Source organism: Pseudomonas sp. LBUM1656, assembly GCF_059716065.1.
Genome location: NZ_CP166800.1, coordinates 252,878 through 272,373 on the forward strand (window position 1 = coordinate 252,878; position 19,496 = coordinate 272,373).

Annotated in this window: 16 protein-coding genes; 6 read left to right on the forward strand and 10 right to left on the reverse strand. The window is 60.5% G+C overall.

Features of this window, described 5'->3' with window-relative positions; genetic code table 11:
• Positions 1-232: 232 nt before the first annotated feature.
• A complete protein-coding gene (locus tag ACA072_RS01125) occupies positions 233-1,225 on the reverse strand; it encodes a D-cysteine desulfhydrase (RefSeq protein ID WP_497622571.1) in 993 nt (330 codons plus the stop codon).
• Positions 1,226-1,415: 190 nt separating this feature from the next.
• Between ACA072_RS01125 and epsC the strand changes: the two genes are divergently transcribed.
• Positions 1,416-2,342, forward strand: coding sequence for a serine O-acetyltransferase EpsC (gene epsC, locus ACA072_RS01130; protein WP_497622573.1), 927 nt, complete (start codon positions 1,416-1,418; stop codon positions 2,340-2,342).
• A 538-nt stretch (positions 2,343-2,880) separates the two neighbouring features.
• Positions 2,881-4,836 carry a choline transporter BetT gene (gene betT / locus ACA072_RS01135; RefSeq protein ID WP_497624928.1) on the forward strand — a complete coding sequence of 652 codons (1,956 nt, stop codon included), beginning with the start codon at positions 2,881-2,883 and terminating at the stop codon, positions 4,834-4,836.
• Positions 4,837-4,854: 18 nt separating this feature from the next.
• On the opposite strand, the gene ACA072_RS01140 is transcribed toward betT, so the two are convergent.
• A complete protein-coding gene (locus ACA072_RS01140) occupies positions 4,855-5,115 on the reverse strand; it encodes a hypothetical protein (protein ID WP_462029051.1) in 261 nt (86 codons plus the stop codon).
• Between the two features lie 153 nt (positions 5,116-5,268).
• Positions 5,269-6,009: an SDR family oxidoreductase gene (locus tag ACA072_RS01145; RefSeq protein ID WP_497622575.1), complete on the reverse strand. Its 741-nt coding sequence runs from the start codon at positions 6,007-6,009 to the stop codon at positions 5,269-5,271.
• A 130-nt stretch (positions 6,010-6,139) separates the two neighbouring features.
• Between ACA072_RS01145 and ACA072_RS01150 the strand changes: the two genes are divergently transcribed.
• Together ACA072_RS01150 and mgrA are read left to right on the forward strand one after the other, a co-directional pair.
• Complete coding sequence (locus tag ACA072_RS01150; RefSeq protein WP_497622577.1) at positions 6,140-7,030, forward strand: LysR family transcriptional regulator; 891 nt, start codon at positions 6,140-6,142, stop codon at positions 7,028-7,030.
• A gap of 262 nt (positions 7,031-7,292) precedes the next feature.
• Complete coding sequence (gene mgrA / locus ACA072_RS01155; protein WP_102593420.1) at positions 7,293-8,330, forward strand: L-glyceraldehyde 3-phosphate reductase; 1,038 nt, start codon at positions 7,293-7,295, stop codon at positions 8,328-8,330.
• Positions 8,331-8,455: 125 nt separating this feature from the next.
• Here mgrA and tauD read toward each other — a convergent pair whose 3' ends face one another.
• The 7 genes from tauD to ACA072_RS01190 all read right to left on the reverse strand — a co-directional run bounded on the left by tauD (position 8,456) and on the right by ACA072_RS01190 (position 16,947).
• Entirely contained in the window at positions 8,456-9,298 is an 843-nt protein-coding gene (gene tauD, locus ACA072_RS01160; protein ID WP_497622578.1) for a taurine dioxygenase, read from the reverse strand.
• 159 nt (positions 9,299-9,457) lie between these two features.
• Positions 9,458-10,291, reverse strand: coding sequence for a taurine ABC transporter permease TauC (tauC, locus tag ACA072_RS01165; RefSeq protein WP_497449716.1), 834 nt, complete (start codon positions 10,289-10,291; stop codon positions 9,458-9,460).
• The gene (gene tauB / locus ACA072_RS01170; protein ID WP_497622579.1) at positions 10,288-11,082 is read right to left on the reverse strand and encodes a taurine ABC transporter ATP-binding subunit; all 795 of its coding nucleotides are present in this window, start codon (positions 11,080-11,082) and stop codon (positions 10,288-10,290) included. The genes tauC and tauB overlap by 4 nt, the downstream gene beginning before the upstream one ends.
• Positions 11,083-11,098: 16 nt before the next feature.
• A complete protein-coding gene (tauA, locus tag ACA072_RS01175) occupies positions 11,099-12,076 on the reverse strand; it encodes a taurine ABC transporter substrate-binding protein (protein WP_497622580.1) in 978 nt (325 codons plus the stop codon).
• A gap of 286 nt (positions 12,077-12,362) precedes the next feature.
• A complete protein-coding gene (gshA, locus tag ACA072_RS01180) occupies positions 12,363-13,946 on the reverse strand; it encodes a glutamate--cysteine ligase (protein ID WP_497622582.1) in 1,584 nt (527 codons plus the stop codon).
• A 293-nt stretch (positions 13,947-14,239) separates the two neighbouring features.
• Positions 14,240-14,623 carry a PaaI family thioesterase gene (locus tag ACA072_RS01185; protein WP_008019061.1) on the reverse strand — a complete coding sequence of 128 codons (384 nt, stop codon included), beginning with the start codon at positions 14,621-14,623 and terminating at the stop codon, positions 14,240-14,242.
• Positions 14,623-16,947: a Tex family protein gene (locus tag ACA072_RS01190; RefSeq protein ID WP_497622584.1), complete on the reverse strand. Its 2,325-nt coding sequence runs from the start codon at positions 16,945-16,947 to the stop codon at positions 14,623-14,625. The genes ACA072_RS01185 and ACA072_RS01190 overlap by 1 nt, the downstream gene beginning before the upstream one ends.
• A gap of 361 nt (positions 16,948-17,308) precedes the next feature.
• On the opposite strand from ACA072_RS01190, the gene ompR reads away from it, so the two are divergent.
• Together ompR and ACA072_RS01200 are read left to right on the forward strand one after the other, a co-directional pair.
• On the forward strand, positions 17,309-18,049 hold the full coding sequence (gene ompR / locus ACA072_RS01195; protein WP_497622585.1) for an osmolarity response regulator transcription factor OmpR: 741 nt from the start codon (positions 17,309-17,311) through the stop codon (positions 18,047-18,049).
• 101 nt (positions 18,050-18,150) lie between these two features.
• Positions 18,151-19,464: an ATP-binding protein gene (locus ACA072_RS01200; protein WP_497622587.1), complete on the forward strand. Its 1,314-nt coding sequence runs from the start codon at positions 18,151-18,153 to the stop codon at positions 19,462-19,464.
• Positions 19,465-19,496: the final 32 nt, after the last annotated feature.

Consider the following 19,496-nt stretch of genomic DNA (forward strand, 5'->3'; position numbering starts at 1 on the left):
ATATCCTGCCCTAAAGCAGCGTATGCGTCTCGCTGCAAATTCGCCTGCGGCGTGACTATATGATGGCGCTTTTAGATAGGAAAATAATAAATATTGTATTTGTTATTCTTTAATTGAATATGAGATCGAGATCGTTCCCACGCTCTGCGTGGGAATGCCTCATGGGACGCTCCGCGTCCAGTGACGCGGAGCGTCACGGGCTGCATTCCCACGCAGAGCGTGGGAACGATCACTACAGGAAGTCTTTGTAGGCAAACAACGCCGGCGCCCCACCGGTGTGCAGGAAGATGATCGGGCCGTCGTTGAAGCGCTGACGACCGATGCCGTCCAGCAACCCGGCCATGGCCTTGCCGGTGTACACCGGATCCAGCAACAAACCTTCCTGACCCGCCAGCAGCTTCACCGCCGAGAGCGTCCCGGCATTCGGCTCGCCATAGCGTGGACCGAAATACTCGTCCCACAGTTCGATCTTGAAACTTGCCGGCAGGCTCACGCCCAGCAACTCGGCAGTGCGCTCGGCCAGGCCCTGGACTTTCGGGCGCTGATCTTCTTCGCTACGGGAAACCGTGACACCAATCACTGGCAAATCCGGCAGTACTTCACTCAGTGCCAGCGCCAGGCCACTGTGGGTGCCGGCACTGCCCGAGGCCAGAACCACGGCAGCAAATTCCAGGCCGGTGTCCTTGATCTGTTCCGCCAGTTCCAGCCCGGCGCGCACATAGCCCAAAGCGCCCAGTGCGTTGGAGCCGCCAATTGGCACCAGATACGGCTTCTTGCCGTTGTTGCGCAGACGATCGGCGAGGGCTTGCAGTTGCTCGTCGGCGTTGTCGAGGTTTTCCACCAGCTCGACCTTGGCATCGAACAGGTCCAGAAGCAGCCGATTGCCGTTGCCGAGGTAGTTGGCGTCGTCGGTGCCCAACGGGTTTTCCAGCAGCGCAATGCAACCCAGGCCAAGCCTGGCGGCAATGGCGGCGGTCTGGCGTACGTGGTTGGACTGAAGCGCGCCAGCGGTGATCAATGTATCGGCGCCCTGGGCCAAGGCATCGGCCGCCAGGTATTCGAGTTTGCGCAGCTTGTTACCACCCATGGCCAGCGGTGTCAGGTCATCGCGTTTGACGTACACATCGCGGCCGAGCCAGGTCGACAGGCGTTCGAGTTTTTCCAGTGCGGTAGGGTGGCCGAGGAGGTCGAGGCGGTTAAAGCGGGCAAGCTGTTGTTTGATCATGGGTCCGTACTGGCCAAGGGAGATGTCAGGACTATAGGCACGCCAATATGCGTGGGCAACCGCCAATCGCATATATCCGAAAGTGCTGAACACAGCACAATTGGTTCTTAATTCGGCTTCCGGACCTTGCCGTAAAGTAATCGCCGATAGCGCGGCCAGACAGTCCGGCCGCCCGTGAGGAGTTTTTACCGTGAGCCAGCGTTCCAGCCATTGGCAATTGCAGACCATCGTCAGCCAACTGCGTACGGCACGCGATCAGTGGCGTGCACAGAACGGCCGCGCCAGCGGCGAGCAAGGCGGTCGCGAGTTGCCTTCGCGGGCAGCCATGGCGGAGATCCTTGAAGCGCTGTGCGGTGCCCTGTTCCCGATGCGTCTGGGGCCGGTGGATTTGCGTGAGGAGAGTGAAGACTTCTACGTCGGCCACACGCTGGACGTCGCGTTGAACGCGCTGCTGGCGCAGGCGCGACTCGAACTGCGTTACGCAGCTCGCCACAGTGCCGAGGCCGACACCGAAGTCGAGGCCAAGACCATTGCGATCATTCAGGACTTTGCCCTCGCATTGCCGGGGTTGCGCAGCTTGCTGGACACCGATGTGCTGGCGGCCTATCACGGCGATCCGGCGGCGCGCAGCGTCGATGAAGTGTTGCTGTGCTATCCGGGCATTCTGGCGGTGATCCACCATCGTCTGGCGCACCATTTGTACCGCGCGGGGCTGCCACTGCTGGCACGGATCAGCGCGGAAATCGCCCACTCGGCCACCGGTATCGACATCCATCCGGGCGCGCAGATCGGTCGCAGCTTCTTCATCGATCACGGGACGGGTGTGGTGATCGGCGAGACGGCGATCATTGGTGAGCGTGTGCGGATTTATCAGGCCGTGACGTTGGGCGCCAAGCGCTTCCCGTCGGATGAGGACGGGCAGTTGCAGAAGGGCCATCCACGGCATCCGATTGTCGAGGATGATGTGGTGATCTATGCCGGGGCGACGATTTTGGGACGGATCACCATTGGCAAGGGTTCGACCATTGGCGGTAACGTCTGGCTGACCCGTAGCGTGCCGGCGGGGTGCAACCTGACGCAGGCTAATTTGCAGCATGATGATGGGACGCAGAAATGATTTCCGAAATCTCGGCTGACTGAACTGGCCTCTTCGCGAGCAGGCTCGCTCCCACAGTGGACGGGTGTTGGACCACTGATTTGTGGACGACACTTATCCCTGTGGGAGCGAGCCTGCTCGCGATTGGTTTCAAGCCGAGCCAAATACTGGCATCCAGCTAATTTCCCTCTGAACGAATCCTCCAAATCCCCCGTCATACCCATCCTTGAGCTAGCGTAAAGGCACAAGATTTTGTGGCGAGGGAGCTTGCTCCCGCTCGGGTGCGAAGCAGCCGTACCTTTGCAAAAAACCGGGTGCCGCTGCGCGGCACAACGGGAGCAAGCTCCCTCGCCACAGAGTACCGCCGAGCCCTGCGATTAGTCCTTAGCACCCTATTCATGTTTAACTTGAACGCTCATTCAAGTTAAACCGCCGGTTTGCTGCCCGTTCACAACAGGAGGCTTGCCTTGCCGAGTCCGTTACTGATTGCCCAGTTTCACCCCTTCGAGGTGCACCTTTCATGAGTGCATCGTCCCTCCCTCCGAGCGGCCAGGTCCGCATGAATCCGCCGGTGTTTTACTTCGCGGCGACCTTCATTCTGCTGTTTGGCATCGTCGTCATCGCCATGCCTGAACAGGCCGGCGCCTGGCTGCTGGAAGCGCAAAACTGGGCGGCCAACACGGTCGGCTGGTACTACATGCTCGCGATGACCCTGTATCTGGTCTTCGTGGTGGTCACCGCCTTGTCCGGCTACGGCAAGATCAAGCTCGGTGCCGACCACGACGAGCCCGAATTCAGTTACCTGTCCTGGGCCGGCATGCTGTTCGCCGCCGGGATCAGCATCACGCTGTTCTTCTTTTGCGTGTCCGAACCGCTGACCCACTTGTCGCAACCGCCCCAAGGCGAAGCCGGCACGGCGGATGCGGCGCGGCAGGCGATGCAGATTCTGTTTCTGCACTGGGGCCTGCACGGCTGGGGCGTGTTCGCGTTTGTCGGCATGGCCCTGGCCTATTTTGCCTACCGTCACAACCTGCCGCTGGCCCTGCGCTCGGCGCTCTATCCACTGATCGGCAAGCGCATCAACGGCCCGATCGGTTACGCGGTGGACGGCTTCGGCATCATCGCCACGGTGTTCGGTTTGGGCGCCGACATGGGCTTCGGGGTGTTGCACCTCAACTCGGGTCTGGACTACCTGTTCGGCATCGCTCACACCCAGTGGATTCAGGTCGGCCTGATCACGCTGATGATGGGCGCGGCGATCATCGTTGCAGTGTCCGGCGTCGACAAAGGCGTGCGCGTGATGTCCGACATCAACATGCTGCTGGCCTGCGCGCTGCTGCTGTTCGTGTTGTTCGCCGGCCCCACTCAGCACTTGCTCAACACCCTGATCCAGAACATCGGCGACTACCTCGGCGCCCTGCCGATGAAGAGTTTCGACCTCTACGCCTACGACAAACCCAGCGACTGGCTGGGCGGCTGGACCGTGTTCTACTGGGCCTGGTGGATTGCGTGGTCGCCGTTCGTAGGCTTGTTCATCGCCCGGATTTCCCGTGGCCGGACCATCCGCGAATTCGTCTTTGGCGTGTTGCTGATTCCGCTCGGTTTCACCCTGGCGTGGATGTCGATCTTCGGCAACAGCGCCATCGATCAAGTGCTCAACCACGGCATGACTGCGCTTGGCATGTCGGCCATCGACAACCCCTCGATGACCCTCTACCTGCTGCTGGAAACCTATCCGTGGAGCAAAACCGTGATTGCGGTGACGGTGTTCATCAGCTTCGTCTTCTTCGTCACATCGGCCGACTCCGGCACTGTGGTGCTGTCGACGCTATCCGCCAAGGGCGGTAATCCGGATGAAGACGGGCCGAAATGGCTGCGTGTGTTCTGGGGCGCGATGACGGCGCTGGTGACCAGCGCGCTGCTGTTCTCCGGCAGCATCGACGCGCTGAAATCAGCGGTGGTGCTGACCTCGTTGCCGTTCTCGATGATCTTGCTGCTGATGATGTGGGGGCTGCACAAGGCGTTCTATCTGGAGTCGCAGAAGCAGATCGCGCAGCTGCATTCCCTGGCGCCGGTGTCCGGCTCGCGGCGTGGTGGCTGGCGTCAGCGTTTGACTCAGGCCGTGCACTTCCCGTCTCGCGATGAGGTCTATCGGTTCCTCGATACGACGGTGCGCCCGGCGATTGAAGAGGTGAGTGCGGTGTTCGTCGAGAAGGGTTTGAACGTGGTCACTCAGCCAGACCCGGCCAACGACAACGTCAGCCTGGAAATCGGTCACGGCGAGGAGCATCCGTTTATCTATCAGGTGCAGATGCGTGGTTACTTCACGCCATCGTTTGCCCGTGGCGGCATGGGTTCCAAGGAACTCAACAACCGTCGTTATTACCGGGCGGAAGTGCATTTAAGCGAGGGCAGTCAGGACTACGATCTGGTGGGCTACACCAAGGAGCAGATCATCAACGACATCCTCGATCAGTACGAACGGCATTTGCAGTTCTTGCACTTGGTGCGTTGAACATCAGGGCGGTGGCGTTCATGTTTCAGTGCTCAGGACCATGAACAGCACCAGCGCCGCCACCGGTACACCGAACACCGCGCTGCCGACGACCAGTTCGGTGCTCAACGGCTGGCCGGCATGGACGATGCCGACCGCGCCGTTGATCAGCGTCAGGGCCAGCCACAGCACCACAAAGCTGTAGGCCAGGGTCTGGCGGCTGAAGCCGATTTTCTCGCCGATGAACAGCATCAGTGCCAGCAGGATCAGGCCGAAGGTGATGATGATCGTGGTGTGCATGATGCGTGTCCTCCCTTCAGATGTGATCGTTCCCACGCTCTGCGTGGGAATGCCTCAAGGGACGCTCTGCGTCCAGTGACGCGGAGCGTCACGGGCTGCATTCCCACGCAGAGCGTGGGAACGATCAAGACTGCGGTCTCAAGTTGAGCATAGTTAAACCAATCCACCATTAGCCCGCAGAATCTGTCCGTTAACCCAAGCCGAATCCGGCCCGACCAGAAACGAGACCACACGGGCAATATCCTCAGGCTGCGCCAGGCGTTCCAGCGGAGGCATTTTGGCGAAGTTCTGAATTTGTTCTTCACTCTTTCCATGCAAAAACAACTCGGTCGCCACAGGCCCCGGCGCTACAGCGTTGACGGTAATGTTGCGCCCGCGCATTTCCTTGGCGAACACCTGAGTCAAGGACTCCACCGCCGCCTTGCTGGCGATGTACACCGCGTAGCCTGGCAGGTTGAGGCCGACGGTGCTGCTGGAAAAGTTGACGATCCGCCCACCGCTGTTCAAACGCGTCGCCGCTTCACGCAAGGTGTTAAAGGTGCCGCGCGCATGGATGTTGAAGGTCTGGTCGAACAGCTCATCGGTGTGTTGCGCCAGCGGCATCACCTTGAGAATGCCGGCGTTGTTGATCAGCACATCGACTTTGCCCAGTTGCGTTTCGGTTTCATCGAACATGCGGCGCACGTCATCGGCACTGGCCACGTCGGCCTTGATCGCTATGGCTTGATGGCCGGCCTGGCGCAATTCAACAACCAGCTTTGAGGCCTCGGTGGCGCTGCTGGCATAGTTGATGGCGACGGCGAAACCTTCGCTGGCCAGTTGTCTGGCGATCACCGCGCCGATGCCGCGGGAGGCTCCGGTCACGATGGCAACTTTCGAAGTTTGAGTGGTCATGGCGGTGATTCCTTTGAAGGTGTTTGCTTGGGGTGAAGCCAGATTCACATGTTTACTCAGGCCGATAAATGCACGAGAGTTGCCTTGACTGTTCGATAATCGCCAACAATCGAGTTTCAGGAGCAACGTCGTGGATCAAGTCAAAGCGATGAAGGTGTTTGTGCGGATCTACGAGCGCAGCAGCTTCACGCTGGCCGCCGAAGACCTGAACCTGCCGCGGGCGACATTGACCCATACGCTGAATCAATTCGAAGCATGGCTCGGTACGCGTTTGCTCGAACGCAGCACGCGCAAGGTACGCCCGACCCTTGATGGCGAGGCGTACTACCTACGCTGTGTGCAGTTACTGGCGGAACTGGAAGAAGCCGAACTGGCATTCCGCGGCTGCGCACCCAAAGGCCGGCTGCGCGTCGACCTGCACGGCACCCTGGCCAAGCATTTTGTGATCCCGGCATTGCCGCAGTTCATGGCGCGTTACCCTGACATCGAACTGTCCATCAGCGAAGCCGACCGTTTTGTCGATCTGATCGCAGAAGGCGTCGACTGCGTGCTGCGCGCCGGCACCCTGAGTGATTCGGCACTGATCGGAAAACGCATCGCCAACCTGCGCCAGATCACCTGCGCCAGCCCCGCGTACCTGCGCAAATACGGCGAACCAAAAAGCCTTGAAGACCTGAAACACCACCGGGCGGTGAACTACGTCTTGCGCACCACCGCCAAGTTGTTCCCCTTCGAATTCATGGTCGATGGCGAACTGAAAGAAGTCGCTATCGACGGCGCTGTTTCAGTGTTTGGTGCGGAAATTTACGCAGCGTCGGCGATTGCCGGGCTTGGCCTGATCCAGTGTCCGCATTACCGAATGGAAACGCAGATTGCCCAAGGCCTTGTTCAGGAAGTCCTCATCGACACGCCACCTCCGCCAATGCCGGTTTCGGTGTTGTATCCCCACAACCGACACATGTCGCCACGGGTTCGAGTTTTTGTGGAGTGGTTGGGGGAGGTGTTTGCGGATGCTGTTTGACCTTGCTCGCTGTTCTTGATCGTTCCCACGTCGAGGCGTCGAACCGTCCGCGTGGGAATGCCTCAACGGACGCTCCGCGTTCGGCTCTGGATGGGACGCGGAGCGTCCCGGGCTGCATTCCCACGCAGAGCGTGGGAACGATCATTTGTGAAACGTTTCAGCATTTTCTCGAGTCCGAGGTTTATCGGCGTTTGTCTGGGCGTATGCTGGGCAACTTGCGAAGCAGTCGATACCAACTTCAAGACAGACAAGAGAGGATTCGATGACTTACACCGCTGCCGAAAACCGCTACGATTCTATCCCTTACCGCCGCGTGGGCCGCAGCGGTCTGGTGCTGCCGGCACTGTCCCTGGGCCTGTGGCACAACTTTGGCGACAGCACGCCGATCGACACTCAGCGCTCGCTGTTGCGCACCGCGTTCGACCTGGGCATCAACCACTTCGACCTGGCCAACAACTACGGCCCGCCGTACGGCAGTGCCGAGATCAATTTCGGTCGTTTGCTGCGTGAAGATTTCAAGCAGTACCGCGACGAGTTGATCATCTCGAGCAAGGCCGGTTGGGACATGTGGCCCGGGCCTTACGGTCAGGGTGGCGGCTCGCGCAAATACGTATTGGCAAGCCTCGACCAGAGCCTGCAGCGTTTGGGGCTGGACTACGTGGACATCTTTTATTCCCATCGCTTCGACCCGGACACGCCGCTGGAAGAAACCGCCAGTGCGCTGGCCACCGCCGTGCAGCAGGGTAAGGCGCTGTACATCGGTATCTCGTCGTATTCCGGGGTGAAAACCCGTGAGATGGCGGCGCTGTTGAAAGAGTGGAAAGTGCCGTTGCTGATTCATCAACCGGCTTACAACCTGCTCAATCGTTGGGTTGAAAAGGATCTGCTGGATGTCACCGACGAACTTGGCACCGGCGTGATTGCTTTCACACCGTTGGCGCAAGGTTTGTTGACGGACAAATACCTCAATGGCATTCCGAAAGATGCGCGGGTCAATCGCCCGGGCGGTGGTTCTTTGCAGGAATCGCATCTGTCCGAAGCCAACATTGCCCATGTGCGTGGGCTCAACGAAATCGCCAAGCGTCGCGGTCAGAGCCTGGCGCAACTGGCGTTGGCGTGGACGCTGCGCGATCCGCGCGTGACCTCGGCGTTGATCGGCGCGAGCCGGCCGGAGCAGATAATCGAGAACGTCGGGGCGTTGAAGAATTTGAGCTTTAGCGCGGAAGAGCTGGCGGAGATTGACCGGTTTGCCCAGGAAGGCGGGATCAATCTTTGGGAGAAGCCTTCGACGGCCGAATAACACCCTACTTGATCATTCCCACGCTCCGCGTGGGAATGCCTCCCGTGACGCTACGCGTCACAGTGGACGCGGAGCGTCCATGGCTGCATTCCCACGCAGAGCGTGGGAACGATCGGGCGATTGGCTCAGCGAAAAAACGGCACATCCCCCAACACCGTAGCCCGCTGCATCACCCGCCGCGCCGGCCGGTAATCATCGACGGCGTAATGCTGTGTCACGCGGTTATCCCAGAACGCCACGTCATCCTTCTGCCAACGCCAGCGAATGGTGAATTCCGGCCGCGTCGCATGGGCAAACAAAAACTTCAAAATCGCTTGGCTCTCGGTTTCCGACAGCTCATTGATCTTCGACGTGAAGCCCTCGTTGACGAACAATGACCGGCGCCCGCTCACCGGGTGCGTGCGAATCACCGGGTGCGACAACGGCGGATTCTTTCTACGCGCTTCTTCCCACTGAGCCAGGGCCTCAGGCGTGTTGCCATAACGCTCCAGCGGAAACGAACGGGTGAAATCGTGAGTCGCCGTCAGCCCTTCGAGCAAGCCTTTCATCGGCGCGGACAATGCTTCATACGCCGCAATGCCGCTGGCCCATAGCGTGTCGCCGCCAAATTTCGGCAGCAGCTTGGCGCTCAGCACCGCGCCCATGGCCGGGGTCGGCAGGAAGGTTACGTCGGTGTGCCAGATCGCGTTGTCGCGCACGTCGGTGACGGCGGTGTCGAGGATCAGCACTTCCGGTTGTTCCGGGACATTCGGGTAGATCGGGTGGATGTGCAGATCGCCAAAATTCGCGGCGAATCGTGCCTGCTGTTGTGGCGTGATCGGCTGGTCGCGGAAGAACAGCACTTGATGCTTGAGCAGCGCTTGTTCGATGGCATCGCGTTGTTCCTGATTCAGCGGTTGGCTGACGTCGATGCCGCTGATTTGCGCGCCGAGGGCGGAGCTGAGGGGGACGATGGTCAGGTTGCTCATGGTCTTTCTCTTCAATCCGGGTGCCGAGCTTTTGTGGGAGCGGGCTTGCTCCGGGCGGCGTTCCGACGAATGCGGTGTGCCAGGCAACATTCCATCGACTGACACACCGCATTCGTCGGAACGCCGCCCGGAGCAAGCCCGCTCCCACAGGTTGAATATTCAGTGAGCCTGGCCATGCCATGGCACCAGTTTGCGTTGAAGCGCGCGCAGGCCCATTTCCATGGCGAAGGCGATCAGCGCAATCACCAGAATCCCGAGCACCACCACATCGGTGACCAGGAACTGTGCGGCCGACTGCACCATGAAACCCAAGCCGCTGGTGGCGGCGATCAACTCGGCGGCAACCAGCGTCGACCAACCCACGCCCAGGCCGATACGCACACCAGTCAAAATATCCGGCAACGCGCTTGGCAGAATCACATGGCGAATCAACTGCGCCCGGGTTGCGCCCAGCGATTGAGCGGCACGCAATTTGGCCGGGTCGACCGTGCGCACGCCGGTCGCGGTGGCGATGGCGATCGGGGCAAAGATCGCGAGGTAAATCAGCAAGACTTTCGACAACTCACCGATGCCGCACCAGATTACGATCAGCGGCAGGTAAGCCAGCGGTGGAATCGGGCGGTAGAACTCGATCAGCGGATCGAGAATGCCCCGCGCGATGCGGTTGTGGCCGATGGCGATGCCGACCGGTACGGCCGTCAGCACGGCAAAGCCAAGGCCCAGACCGATGCGGCTGAGACTCGCGCCCAAGTGCTGCCACAACGTTGAATCCATGTAGCCGGTGGTCACCAGCAGCCAACCCTTTTGCAGCACGGCAGACGGTGGCGGCAGGAACAGCGGCTCGATCATTCCAGTGGCGGTGACGGCCCACCAAATGAACACCAGCGCGAGCAGCGTCAGCACGCTGATCCACCGAGTGCTCAAACTGCGACGGACCGGAATGACCGTCGAACCGGGTTTCACCGCAACGGCGGGAATTTGATAACTGCTCATGCGCGCTCCTGCCGCTGGGCGGTGCTGCGTTGGGAGAACACTTTGGCGAGCACGTGTTCGCGGGTCTCGATGAAACGCGGGTCGGACTTGATCGAGCGTGCCGATTCACCGGCCGCGTATCGCTGGCCGAAATCCAGGCTCAGGCGCTCGACGATTTGCCCCGGGTTCGGCGCCAGTAGAATCAAATCCGTGGCGAGAAACACCGCTTCTTCGATGTCGTGGGTAATCAGGAATACGGGTTTGGCGGTGCGCTGCCAGACTTGCAGCAGCAGCTCCTGCATCTGTTCGCGGGTGAAGGCGTCGAGGGCGCCGAAGGGTTCGTCCATCAGCAGAACGCGAGGGTCGGCGGCGAGGGCACGGGCCAGGCCTACACGTTGTTTCTGGCCACCCGAGAGCTGCCAGATTCGGCGATTTTCAAAACCGGATAGGTCCACCAATGCGAGCATTTCCCGAGCTCGGACTTCGCGTTTTTCCCGGGACACACCGGCCAGTTCCAGACCGAAACCGACATTGGCTAACACGTCCTGCCAAGGCAGCAAGGCGTCGTCCTGAAACACCACGCCGCGTTCGGCGCTCGGGCCTTTGACCGGCACGCCATCAAGGGTGATGCGCCCGGCGCTGGGCTCGACGAAACCGGCAATCAGGTTCAACAGCGAAGTCTTGCCACTGCCGGACGGGCCGAGGGCAACCAGCAACTGCTGGGGCCCAAGGCTCAGGGAAATATCCGCCAGTACCGGTTCCGGACTGCCGGGGTACTGTGCGCTGATGCGCTCCAGCTGTAGCAAAGCCATTGCGGTTAACTCCCGATCAGTGGGTGATGAACTTGGCGCTGACGTACGGTGCGTAGTCCGGCAGCACGGCCTCGACCTTGCCTTGTTCCTTGAGGAACACCGCGGTGTCGGTGATGGCCTTGGTGGTCGGTGCGCCGAGGGTGATCACCTGGTCAGCCGCCAGCGGGAAGACGTTGCCTTGCAGCAGCAACGGAATGTCGCTGGCCTTGGCGCCGGAAAGTTTCACCAGCTTGTCGACGTTGGATTGATTGGCGAGCCAGGCTTTCGGGTCTTTGCGGTAATCGGCGTAGGCATCCAGGGTCACTTTGGCGAACGCGGTGACGATTTCCGGGTGCTTCTCGGCGAAGTCTTTACGCACGATCCAGGCATCGAACGTCGGCGCGCCGAACTTGGCCAGTTCGCCGGAGGTGATCAGCACCTTGCCGTTTTCCTTGGCCACACCGAGCGCTGGGTCCCACACGTAAGTGGCGTCGATGTCACCGCGTTTCCACGCAGCGATGATCGCTGGCGGCGCAAGATTGAGCACGGTGACTTTCGACGGGTCGATGTTCCAGTGCTTCAGCGCGGCCAGCAGGCTGTAGTGACCGGTGGAAACGAACGGCACGGCGATTTTTTTGCCGATCAGGTCCTGCGGAGTTTTGATCCCGGAACCGTCGCGGGCGACCAGGGCTTCGGCGGCACCGATCTGCGTGGCAATCAGGAAGGTTTCGACCGGGACTTTGCGGGTGATTGCCGCCGTCAGGGGGCTGGAACCGAGGTAGCCGATCTGTACGTCGCCGGAAGCGATGGCGGCGATGATGTCGGCACCGTTGTCGAATTTGCGCCAGTCGATCTTGGCGTTGGTGGCTTTTTCGTAGGCGCCGTCGGCTTGGGCGACTTTCGCTGGGTCAACGGTGGTCTGGTAGGCGACGGTCACGTCGGCCGCCTGGGCAAAGAAACTCGCCGCAGCCAAAGACGCGGCCGCCAGGAGGCGAAGGGGGACATTCAATTTCATTGAGAAGCTCCTTGTCAGGCGACCGAGAGTCGGCGTGAAAGGAGACTAAATGATCTAAGAATCCGAAAATAAATAACTTTTTCGAATGAGCTTATGAGCGGAAAATTCTAAGCAAGACCGTGGCGCGGCCATCGCGAGCAGGATCACTCCCACAGGGATCGCATAAGTAATGATCGTTCCCACGCTCTGCGTGGGAATGCAGCCCGTGACGCTCCGCGTCACTGGACGCGGAGCGTCCCTTGAGACATTCCCACGCAGAGCGTGGGAACGATCAGAGCCAAGGAGATTAGTTGCTGATTGCCAGAATGCTCGCTTGATACGACCCGACAAACACATCGAAATCGCCGACTTCGTTCTGCTCCAGCTCCACTTGCTCAGCCAGCGAGGAGCGCGCGCGTGCTTCAAACTTCGCCTGATCTTCGCCGTTCAACGGCTCGCTGCGGAAAAACTCCGCATGCGCCTGGCTCTGACGCAGGGAGAACTGGGCAAAGCTCTCCTTGTGCTCAGCCATCGCCGCCAGCACTTGGGCCGATGGCGTCAGGGACGGGTCCTTGACCTTGGCCAGCTGCGCATCCAATGCCTTGCTGTGGGCATCGCCGCCGTGGCTTTGATCCAGCAGCGCGGCGAGCGGAGCAATTTTTTCCAGCAATTCGCCGGCCCATTCCTTCAGGTCGACCGGTTGACCGTCGCGCTGCAGTTGCAAGCCCGGACGACGACCTTCCTTGACCACGCTGAGGAAGTTCGAAGTCGCGTTGCTGCATGAGGTATTGGTCAGCAGCGGGCTGTCGTTCAGCGCGCAATACAGCAGGAACGCGTCGAGGAAGCGCGACTCCGGCAGGTCGATGCCCATCGGCAGGAACGGGTTGATGTCCAGGCAACGCACTTCGACGTACTGAATGCCGCGAGCCACCAGCGCCTGGATCGGCCGTTCGCCGGTGTAGGTCACGCGTTTCGGGCGGATGTTGGAGTAGTACTCGTTTTCGATCTGCAGGATGTTGGTGTTGAGCTGAACCCACTCACCGTCCTGATGCGTGCCGATTTCGACGTACGGCGCATACGGCGTGGCGACCGCTTTGCGCAGGCTGTCGGTGTAGCTCGACAGATCGTTGTAGCACGGCGTCAAGCCGGCTTGGGCGTTGCTCTGGTAACCCAGGTCACTCATGCGCAGGCTGGTGGCATACGGCAGGTACAAGGTGTCCGGGTCCAGTTGTTCCAACTGGTGCGAACGACCGCGCAGGAAACCGGCGTCCAGCGCAGGGGAGGCGCCGAACAGGTACATCAGCAGCCAGCTGTAGCGACGGAAGTTACGGATCAGCGCGATGTAGGCCGACGACTGATAGTCGCGGTCGGTGCCGACAAAGCCTTCAGTCTCTCTGAGCAGCGGCCAGAGCTTTTCCGGCAGGGAAAAGTTGTAGTGAATCCCGGCGATGCACTGCATGGTCTTGCCGTATCGCAGGGCCAGGCCCTTGCGGTAGACATACTTGAGCTGACCGATGTTGGACGTGCCGTAGTAGGCGATCGGGATGTCTTCCTCGGCCGGCAATGGGCACGGCATCGACGGACTCCACAGAAACTCGTTGCCGAGCTTGCTGTAGGCGAAACGGTGAATCTTGTCCAGGCTCGCCAGGGTGTCGGCCGGGTCTGGCAGAGCCGGGGTAATGAATTCCAGCAACGACTCGGAATAGTCGGTGGTGATTTGTTCATTGGTCAGCGCGGAACCCAATTCTTCCGGGTGCGGCGTTTGCGCCAGGCGACCTTCGCCGGTCACGCGCAGGCATTCACGTTCGATGCCGTGAAGGCACTGTTCGAGCAGAGAGAGGTTAGCGCGCTCGCCGAGCAGAGCCAGGCGGCGGTTGAGAAGTTCGCTCAAGTTGGATTCCTTCACGCGTCAGTCGCCCCAATATGGGGGTGGGCAAGACGGTCTACAAGGGTGAAGTTAAAACTGGCGTTTTCGCCTGGTTTTTGAGCAGCACGGACCTCATGCCAGTCGGTCAAGGATCGATCACCGCAACCCCCTGTGGGAGCGGGCTTGCTCGCGAAAGCGGTGGATCAGTCGACTTGAATGTTGCCTGACACACCGCTTTCGCGAGCAAGCCCGCTCCCACAGGGAACTCCGGCGCCGCTTTCGTAGCGCCGAAATTACCTCAAATGAGTGACATCTAGCTACAGGACAGCGAACGTGCCTTGTGCTTTTGCGACGAGTTTGTCGCCTTGCATCACGTCAGCTTCGACCACCAGCGTGCGGCGACCCGGATGAATCACCCGTGCCGTGCACATCACTTCACCGTCTGAAACGGCGCGAATGTAATTGATCTTGCATTCGATGGTCGCGCTCTGCTGGTCAAAGCCGTGGGTGCTGGAACAGGCCAGCCCCATGGCAATGTCCACCAGACTGAACAAGGCCCCGCCGTGCAGCTTGCCGCCGCGATTGCGCAACTCTGGCTCAAGCGCCAGGGCGACTTGCGCCACCCCGGTTTCCAGGCTGTGCAAGCGACAGCCCAGCAGCTTGAAAAACGCGCTTTCGGTCAGGCCGGCGGGAATCTCCATCAGCGCTTCTTCAACTGCTTGGCGTTGGCGAACAGCGAAGCCATGGCGTTGTTGGCCGGGGCTGCTGCCGTGGTTTCTTTACGCGGTGCAGTGTTCTGGGACTGGCGCGGTGCTGAACCCGGACGCGCACCACGGGCACCGTCGATTTTCTCGCCCGGTGTGTCGCTCATGCGCATCGACAGACCCACGCGTTTGCGCGGGATGTCGACTTCCATGACCTTCACTTTCACCACGTCACCGGCCTTCACCGCTTCACGCGGATCCTTGATGAACTTCTCCGAAAGCGCAGAGATGTGCACCAAACCGTCCTGATGCACGCCGATATCAACGAACGCGCCGAAGTTGGTCACGTTGGTCACCACGCCTTCGAGGATCATCCCCAGTTGCAGGTCCTTGAGCTCTTCGACGCCTTCCTGGAACTCGGCGGTCTTGAACTCCGGACGCGGGTCGCGGCCCGGTTTTTCCAGCTCTTGCAGGATGTCGGTGACCGTTGGCAGACCGAAGGTTTCGTCGGTGTACTTCTTCGGGTCGAGACGCTTGAGGAAGCTCGCATCGCCGATCAGCGAGCGAATATCACGGTCGGTTTCAGCGGCAATGCGCTGCACCAACGGATAGGCTTCCGGGTGAACCGCCGAGGAATCCAGCGGGTTTTCGCCGTTCATGACGCGCAGGAAGCCAGCGGCCTGTTCGAAGGTTTTCTCGCCCAGACGAGCGACTTTCTTCAACGCGGCGCGGGTTTTGAACGCGCCGTGCTCGTCGCGGTGGCTGACGATGTTCTGCGCCAGAGTCGCGTTGAGACCGGAGATGCGCGCCAGCAGCGCCACGGAAGCGGTGTTGACGTCGACGCCCACGGCGTTCACGCAGTCCTCGACCACAGCGTCCAGACCGCGCGCCAGTTTCAGCTGCGACACGTCATGTTGGTACTGTCCGACACCGATGGACTTCGGATCGATCTTCACCAGCTCGGCCAGCGGATCCTGCAGGCGACGGGCAATCGACACCGCGCCACGGATCGACACGTCGAGGTCCGGGAATTCCTTGGAAGCCAGTTCCGACGCCGAGTAAACCGATGCACCGGCCTCGGAAACCATGACCTTGGTCATCTTCATCGCTGGGTATTTTTTGATCAGCTCGGCGGCCAGTTTGTCGGTCTCGCGGCTGGCAGTGCCGTTGCCAATGGCGATCAGGTCCACCGAGTGCTTGGCGCACAGGGCCGCGAGAATCGCGAGGGTCTGGTCCCACTTGTTGTGTGGCACGTGCGGGTAAACCGTGGCGTGATCCAGCAGCTTGCCGGTGGAATCGACCACGGCGACCTTGCAGCCGGTACGCAGGCCCGGGTCGAGGCCCAAGGTGGCGCGCGGGCCGGCCGGAGCCGACAGCAGCAGGTCGTGCAGGTTATGAGCGAACACGTTGATCGCTTCGGTTTCCGCGCCATCGCGCAGTTCGCCGAGCAAGTCGGTTTCGAGGTGGGTGTAGAGCTTGACCTTCCAGGTCCAGCGCACCACTTCGCCCAGCCACTTATCGGCGGCGCGGTTCTGGTTCTGGATGCCGAATTGCTGGCCGATCATGCCTTCGCACGGGTGCATGGTGCCCGGCAGCTCGTCACCGACTTTCAGCGCCGAACTCAGAATGCCTTCGTTGCGGCCACGGAAAATGGCGAGCGCGCGGTGCGATGGCATGCTTTTCAGCGGCTCGTCGTGTTCGAAGTAGTCGCGGAACTTGGCGCCTTCTTCTTCCTTGCCGGCAATCACGCGGGCACTGAGGGTCGCTTCCTGCTTGAGGTAGCTGCGCAGTTTGTCCAGCAAACCGGCGTCTTCGGCAAAGCGTTCCATCAGGATGTACTTGGCGCCTTCGAGGGCAGCCTTCACATCGGCCACGCCTTTTTCAGCGTCGACGAAGCGTGCGGCTTCAGCGTCCGGCGTCAGGCTCGGGTCGTTGAACAGGCCGTCGGCCAGCTCGCCGAGGCCGGCTTCCAGGGCGATCTGGCCTTTGGTGCGGCGCTTCTGTTTGTACGGCAGGTACAAGTCTTCGAGGCGGGTCTTGGTGTCGGCGAGTTTGATATCGCGTTCGAGTTGCGGGGTCAGCTTGCCTTGCTCTTCGATGCTGGCAAGGATGCTGATGCGCCGTTCGTCGAGTTCTCGCAGGTAGCGCAGACGTTCTTCCAGATGACGCAACTGGATGTCATCGAGGCTGCCGGTCACTTCTTTCCGGTAGCGGGCGATGAAGGGAACGGTAGAGCCTTCATCGAGTAGCGCGACGGCCGCTTCGACCTGTTGTGGGCGTACACCGAGTTCCTCGGCGATGCGGCTGTTGATGCTGTCCATAAAACCACCTGACAAATTGTGAAAGCAGGCTCGCGGCCGCAGAAATAAAGGCTCGGCGAGTCTGGTTGAGCGGCCTGGCCTGCGCCGCTACCTGGATCAACAGGTATTCCGTTGACCCGTGAAATCGAACAATGACTGCCGGCGCCATGAAAATAAAAAGAGGCGACCTGCAGCCATGATCAGACGTTGCCTGACACAAAAGGCCGCGCATTATAACCAGCGTTCTATCATTCAGGGGGCATCGCAGGCGGCAGCGCGAGAGCCGGGTTTCTGGCGGTGAAGGAAAAATCTGCTAACAATGCACACGGTGCGTATAACGGCAGCTACGCCATAATGCGCGCCGAGATCAAAGGAGCATCTAATGAGCAGCACTGCAAACAATGCTGAAGGCGAGAAAATTCTTATTGTTGACGACGATCCAGGGCTGAGCAGCCTGCTGGAACGCTTTTTCGTCAGCAAGGGCTACCGCGCCCGCGCCGTACCGAACACTGAACAAATGGATCGCCTGCTGGCACGTGAAGTGTTCAACCTGGTCGTCCTCGACCTGATGCTGCCCGGCGAAGACGGTCTGACCGCCTGCCGCCGACTGCGCACGGCGAACAATCAGATCCCGATCATCATGCTCACCGCCAAGGGCGATGAGCTGAGCCGCATCAAGGGCCTGGAACTGGGTGCCGACGATTACCTGGCCAAGCCGTTCAACCCGGATGAGCTGATGGCTCGGGTCAAGGCAGTCCTGCGTCGTCAGGCGGCACCGGTACCGGGCGCGCCGGGCAGCGAAGACGAAAACGTGACCTTCGGTGATTACGTGTTGTCCCTGGCCACCCGCGAACTCAAGCGCGGTGACGAAGTGCACATGCTGACCACCGGTGAATTCGCGGTGCTCAAGGCCCTGGTCATGAACGCGCGTCAGCCACTGACTCGCGACAAGCTGATGAACCTGGCCCGTGGCCGTGAATGGGATGCCCTGGAGCGTTCCATCGACGTGCAGATTTCCCGTCTGCGCCGGATGATCGAGCCTGATCCATCCAAACCGCGTTACATCCAGACGGTCTGGGGCGTGGGCTACGTGTTCGTACCGGATGGCGCCGCCACCAAGTGATCGGCGATTTGTAGGAGCGGGTCTGGCGGACGATTGTCCGCAGACTCGCGATCCGCAATATGCGAGCATCGCTCGCTCCTGCAAGTGTGTAGCGGTTATCCATGAAAACCCCCGTTTGGTTCCCCCAGAGTTTCTTCTCCCGCACCCTGTGGCTGGTGCTGATCGTCGTCCTGTTCTCCAAGGCGCTGACCCTGGTTTATCTGTTGATGAACGAAGACGTGCTGGTGGACCGCCAATACAGCCACGGCGTCGCCCTGACGCTGCGCGCCTATTGGGCTGCCGATGAAAAAAACCGTGAAAAAATCGCTGATGCCGCCACCCTGATCCGGGTCGTGGGCGCGGGTGTGCCGGAGGGCGAGCAACACTGGCCTTACAGCGAGATCTATCAGCGACAGATGCAGGCTGAGCTGGGGGCCGACACCGAAGTGCGATTACGCATGCACTCACCGCCGGCCCTGTGGGTTCGGGCGCCTAGCCTGGGCGATGGCTGGCTGAAAGTGCCGCTGTACCCGCATCCGTTGCGCGGCCAGAAAATCTGGAACGTGCTCGGCTGGTTCCTCGCGATCGGCCTGCTGTCCACCGCTTCAGCGTGGATCTTCGTCAGCCAGCTCAATCAACCGTTGAAGCGTCTGGTGTATGCCGCAAGGCAACTTGGCCAGGGTCGCAGCGTGCGCCTGCCGATCAGCGACACGCCGAGCGAGATGACCGAGGTGTATCGCGCCTTCAACCAGATGGCTGAAGACGTCGAGCAGGCAGGCCGAGAGCGCGAACTGATGCTGGCCGGGGTGTCACACGACTTGCGTACGCCGCTGACCCGTTTGCGTTTGTCCCTGGAGTTGATGGGCGACCATAGCGACCTGACGGACGACATGGTGCGCGACATCGAGGACATGGACGCGATTCTCGACCAGTTCCTGGCGTTTATCCGCGATGGTCGTGACGAGTCTGTCGAGGAAGTGGACCTGAGCGACCTGGTGCGTGAAGTCGCTGCGCCCTACAACCAGAACGAAGAAAAAGTGCGGCTGCGTCTGGAACCGATCCAGCCGTTTCCGCTGCGCCGGGTGTCGATGAAGCGGTTGCTGAACAATTTGATCGGTAACGCGTTGCACCATGCTGGCAGCGGGGTTGAGGTGGCAGCTTATGTGTCTGGCGATACCAGCGCGCCGTACGTGGTGCTGAGCGTCATGGACCGTGGGGCGGGGATTGACCCCTCTGAATTGGAAGCGATCTTTAACCCGTTCACTCGAGGTGATCGTGCCCGGGGCGGGAAGGGGACAGGGTTGGGCCTGGCGATTGTGAAGCGGATTGCTTCGATGCATGGCGGGAATGTTGAGTTGCGCAATCGGTCGGGTGGTGGTCTCGAAGCTCGGGTGCGGTTGCCGCTTGGGTTGATGCTGCCGCGGGATGCCGTCTAACCCGCTCGTTCCCACGCTCCGCGTGGGAATGC

Excerpts from the sequence above, each read along its gene's own strand:
- ACA072_RS01140 (WP_462029051.1), bottom strand. The coding sequence starts at position 5,115 with ATGCACACCACGATCATCATCACCTTCGGCCTGATCCTGCTGGCACTG.
- tauB (WP_497622579.1), bottom strand. The coding sequence starts at position 11,082 with ATGGCTTTGCTACAGCTGGAGCGCATCAGCGCACAGTACCCCGGCAGT.
- ACA072_RS01190 (WP_497622584.1), bottom strand. The coding sequence starts at position 16,947 with ATGGACAGCATCAACAGCCGCATCGCCGAGGAACTCGGTGTACGCCCA.
- ACA072_RS01145 (WP_497622575.1), bottom strand. The coding sequence starts at position 6,009 with ATGACCACTCAAACTTCGAAAGTTGCCATCGTGACCGGAGCCTCCCGC.
- tauC (WP_497449716.1), bottom strand. The coding sequence starts at position 10,291 with ATGAGCAGTTATCAAATTCCCGCCGTTGCGGTGAAACCCGGTTCGACG.
- tauA (WP_497622580.1), bottom strand. The coding sequence starts at position 12,076 with ATGAAATTGAATGTCCCCCTTCGCCTCCTGGCGGCCGCGTCTTTGGCT.
- mgrA (WP_102593420.1), top strand. The coding sequence starts at position 7,293 with ATGACTTACACCGCTGCCGAAAACCGCTACGATTCTATCCCTTACCGC.
- ompR (WP_497622585.1), top strand. The coding sequence starts at position 17,309 with ATGAGCAGCACTGCAAACAATGCTGAAGGCGAGAAAATTCTTATTGTT.
- ACA072_RS01185 (WP_008019061.1), bottom strand. The coding sequence starts at position 14,623 with ATGGAGATTCCCGCCGGCCTGACCGAAAGCGCGTTTTTCAAGCTGCTG.
- tauD (WP_497622578.1), bottom strand. The coding sequence starts at position 9,298 with ATGAGCAACCTGACCATCGTCCCCCTCAGCTCCGCCCTCGGCGCGCAA.
- betT (WP_497624928.1), top strand. The coding sequence starts at position 2,881 with ATGAATCCGCCGGTGTTTTACTTCGCGGCGACCTTCATTCTGCTGTTT.
- ACA072_RS01200 (WP_497622587.1), top strand. The coding sequence starts at position 18,151 with ATGAAAACCCCCGTTTGGTTCCCCCAGAGTTTCTTCTCCCGCACCCTG.
- ACA072_RS01125 (WP_497622571.1), bottom strand. The coding sequence starts at position 1,225 with ATGATCAAACAACAGCTTGCCCGCTTTAACCGCCTCGACCTCCTCGGC.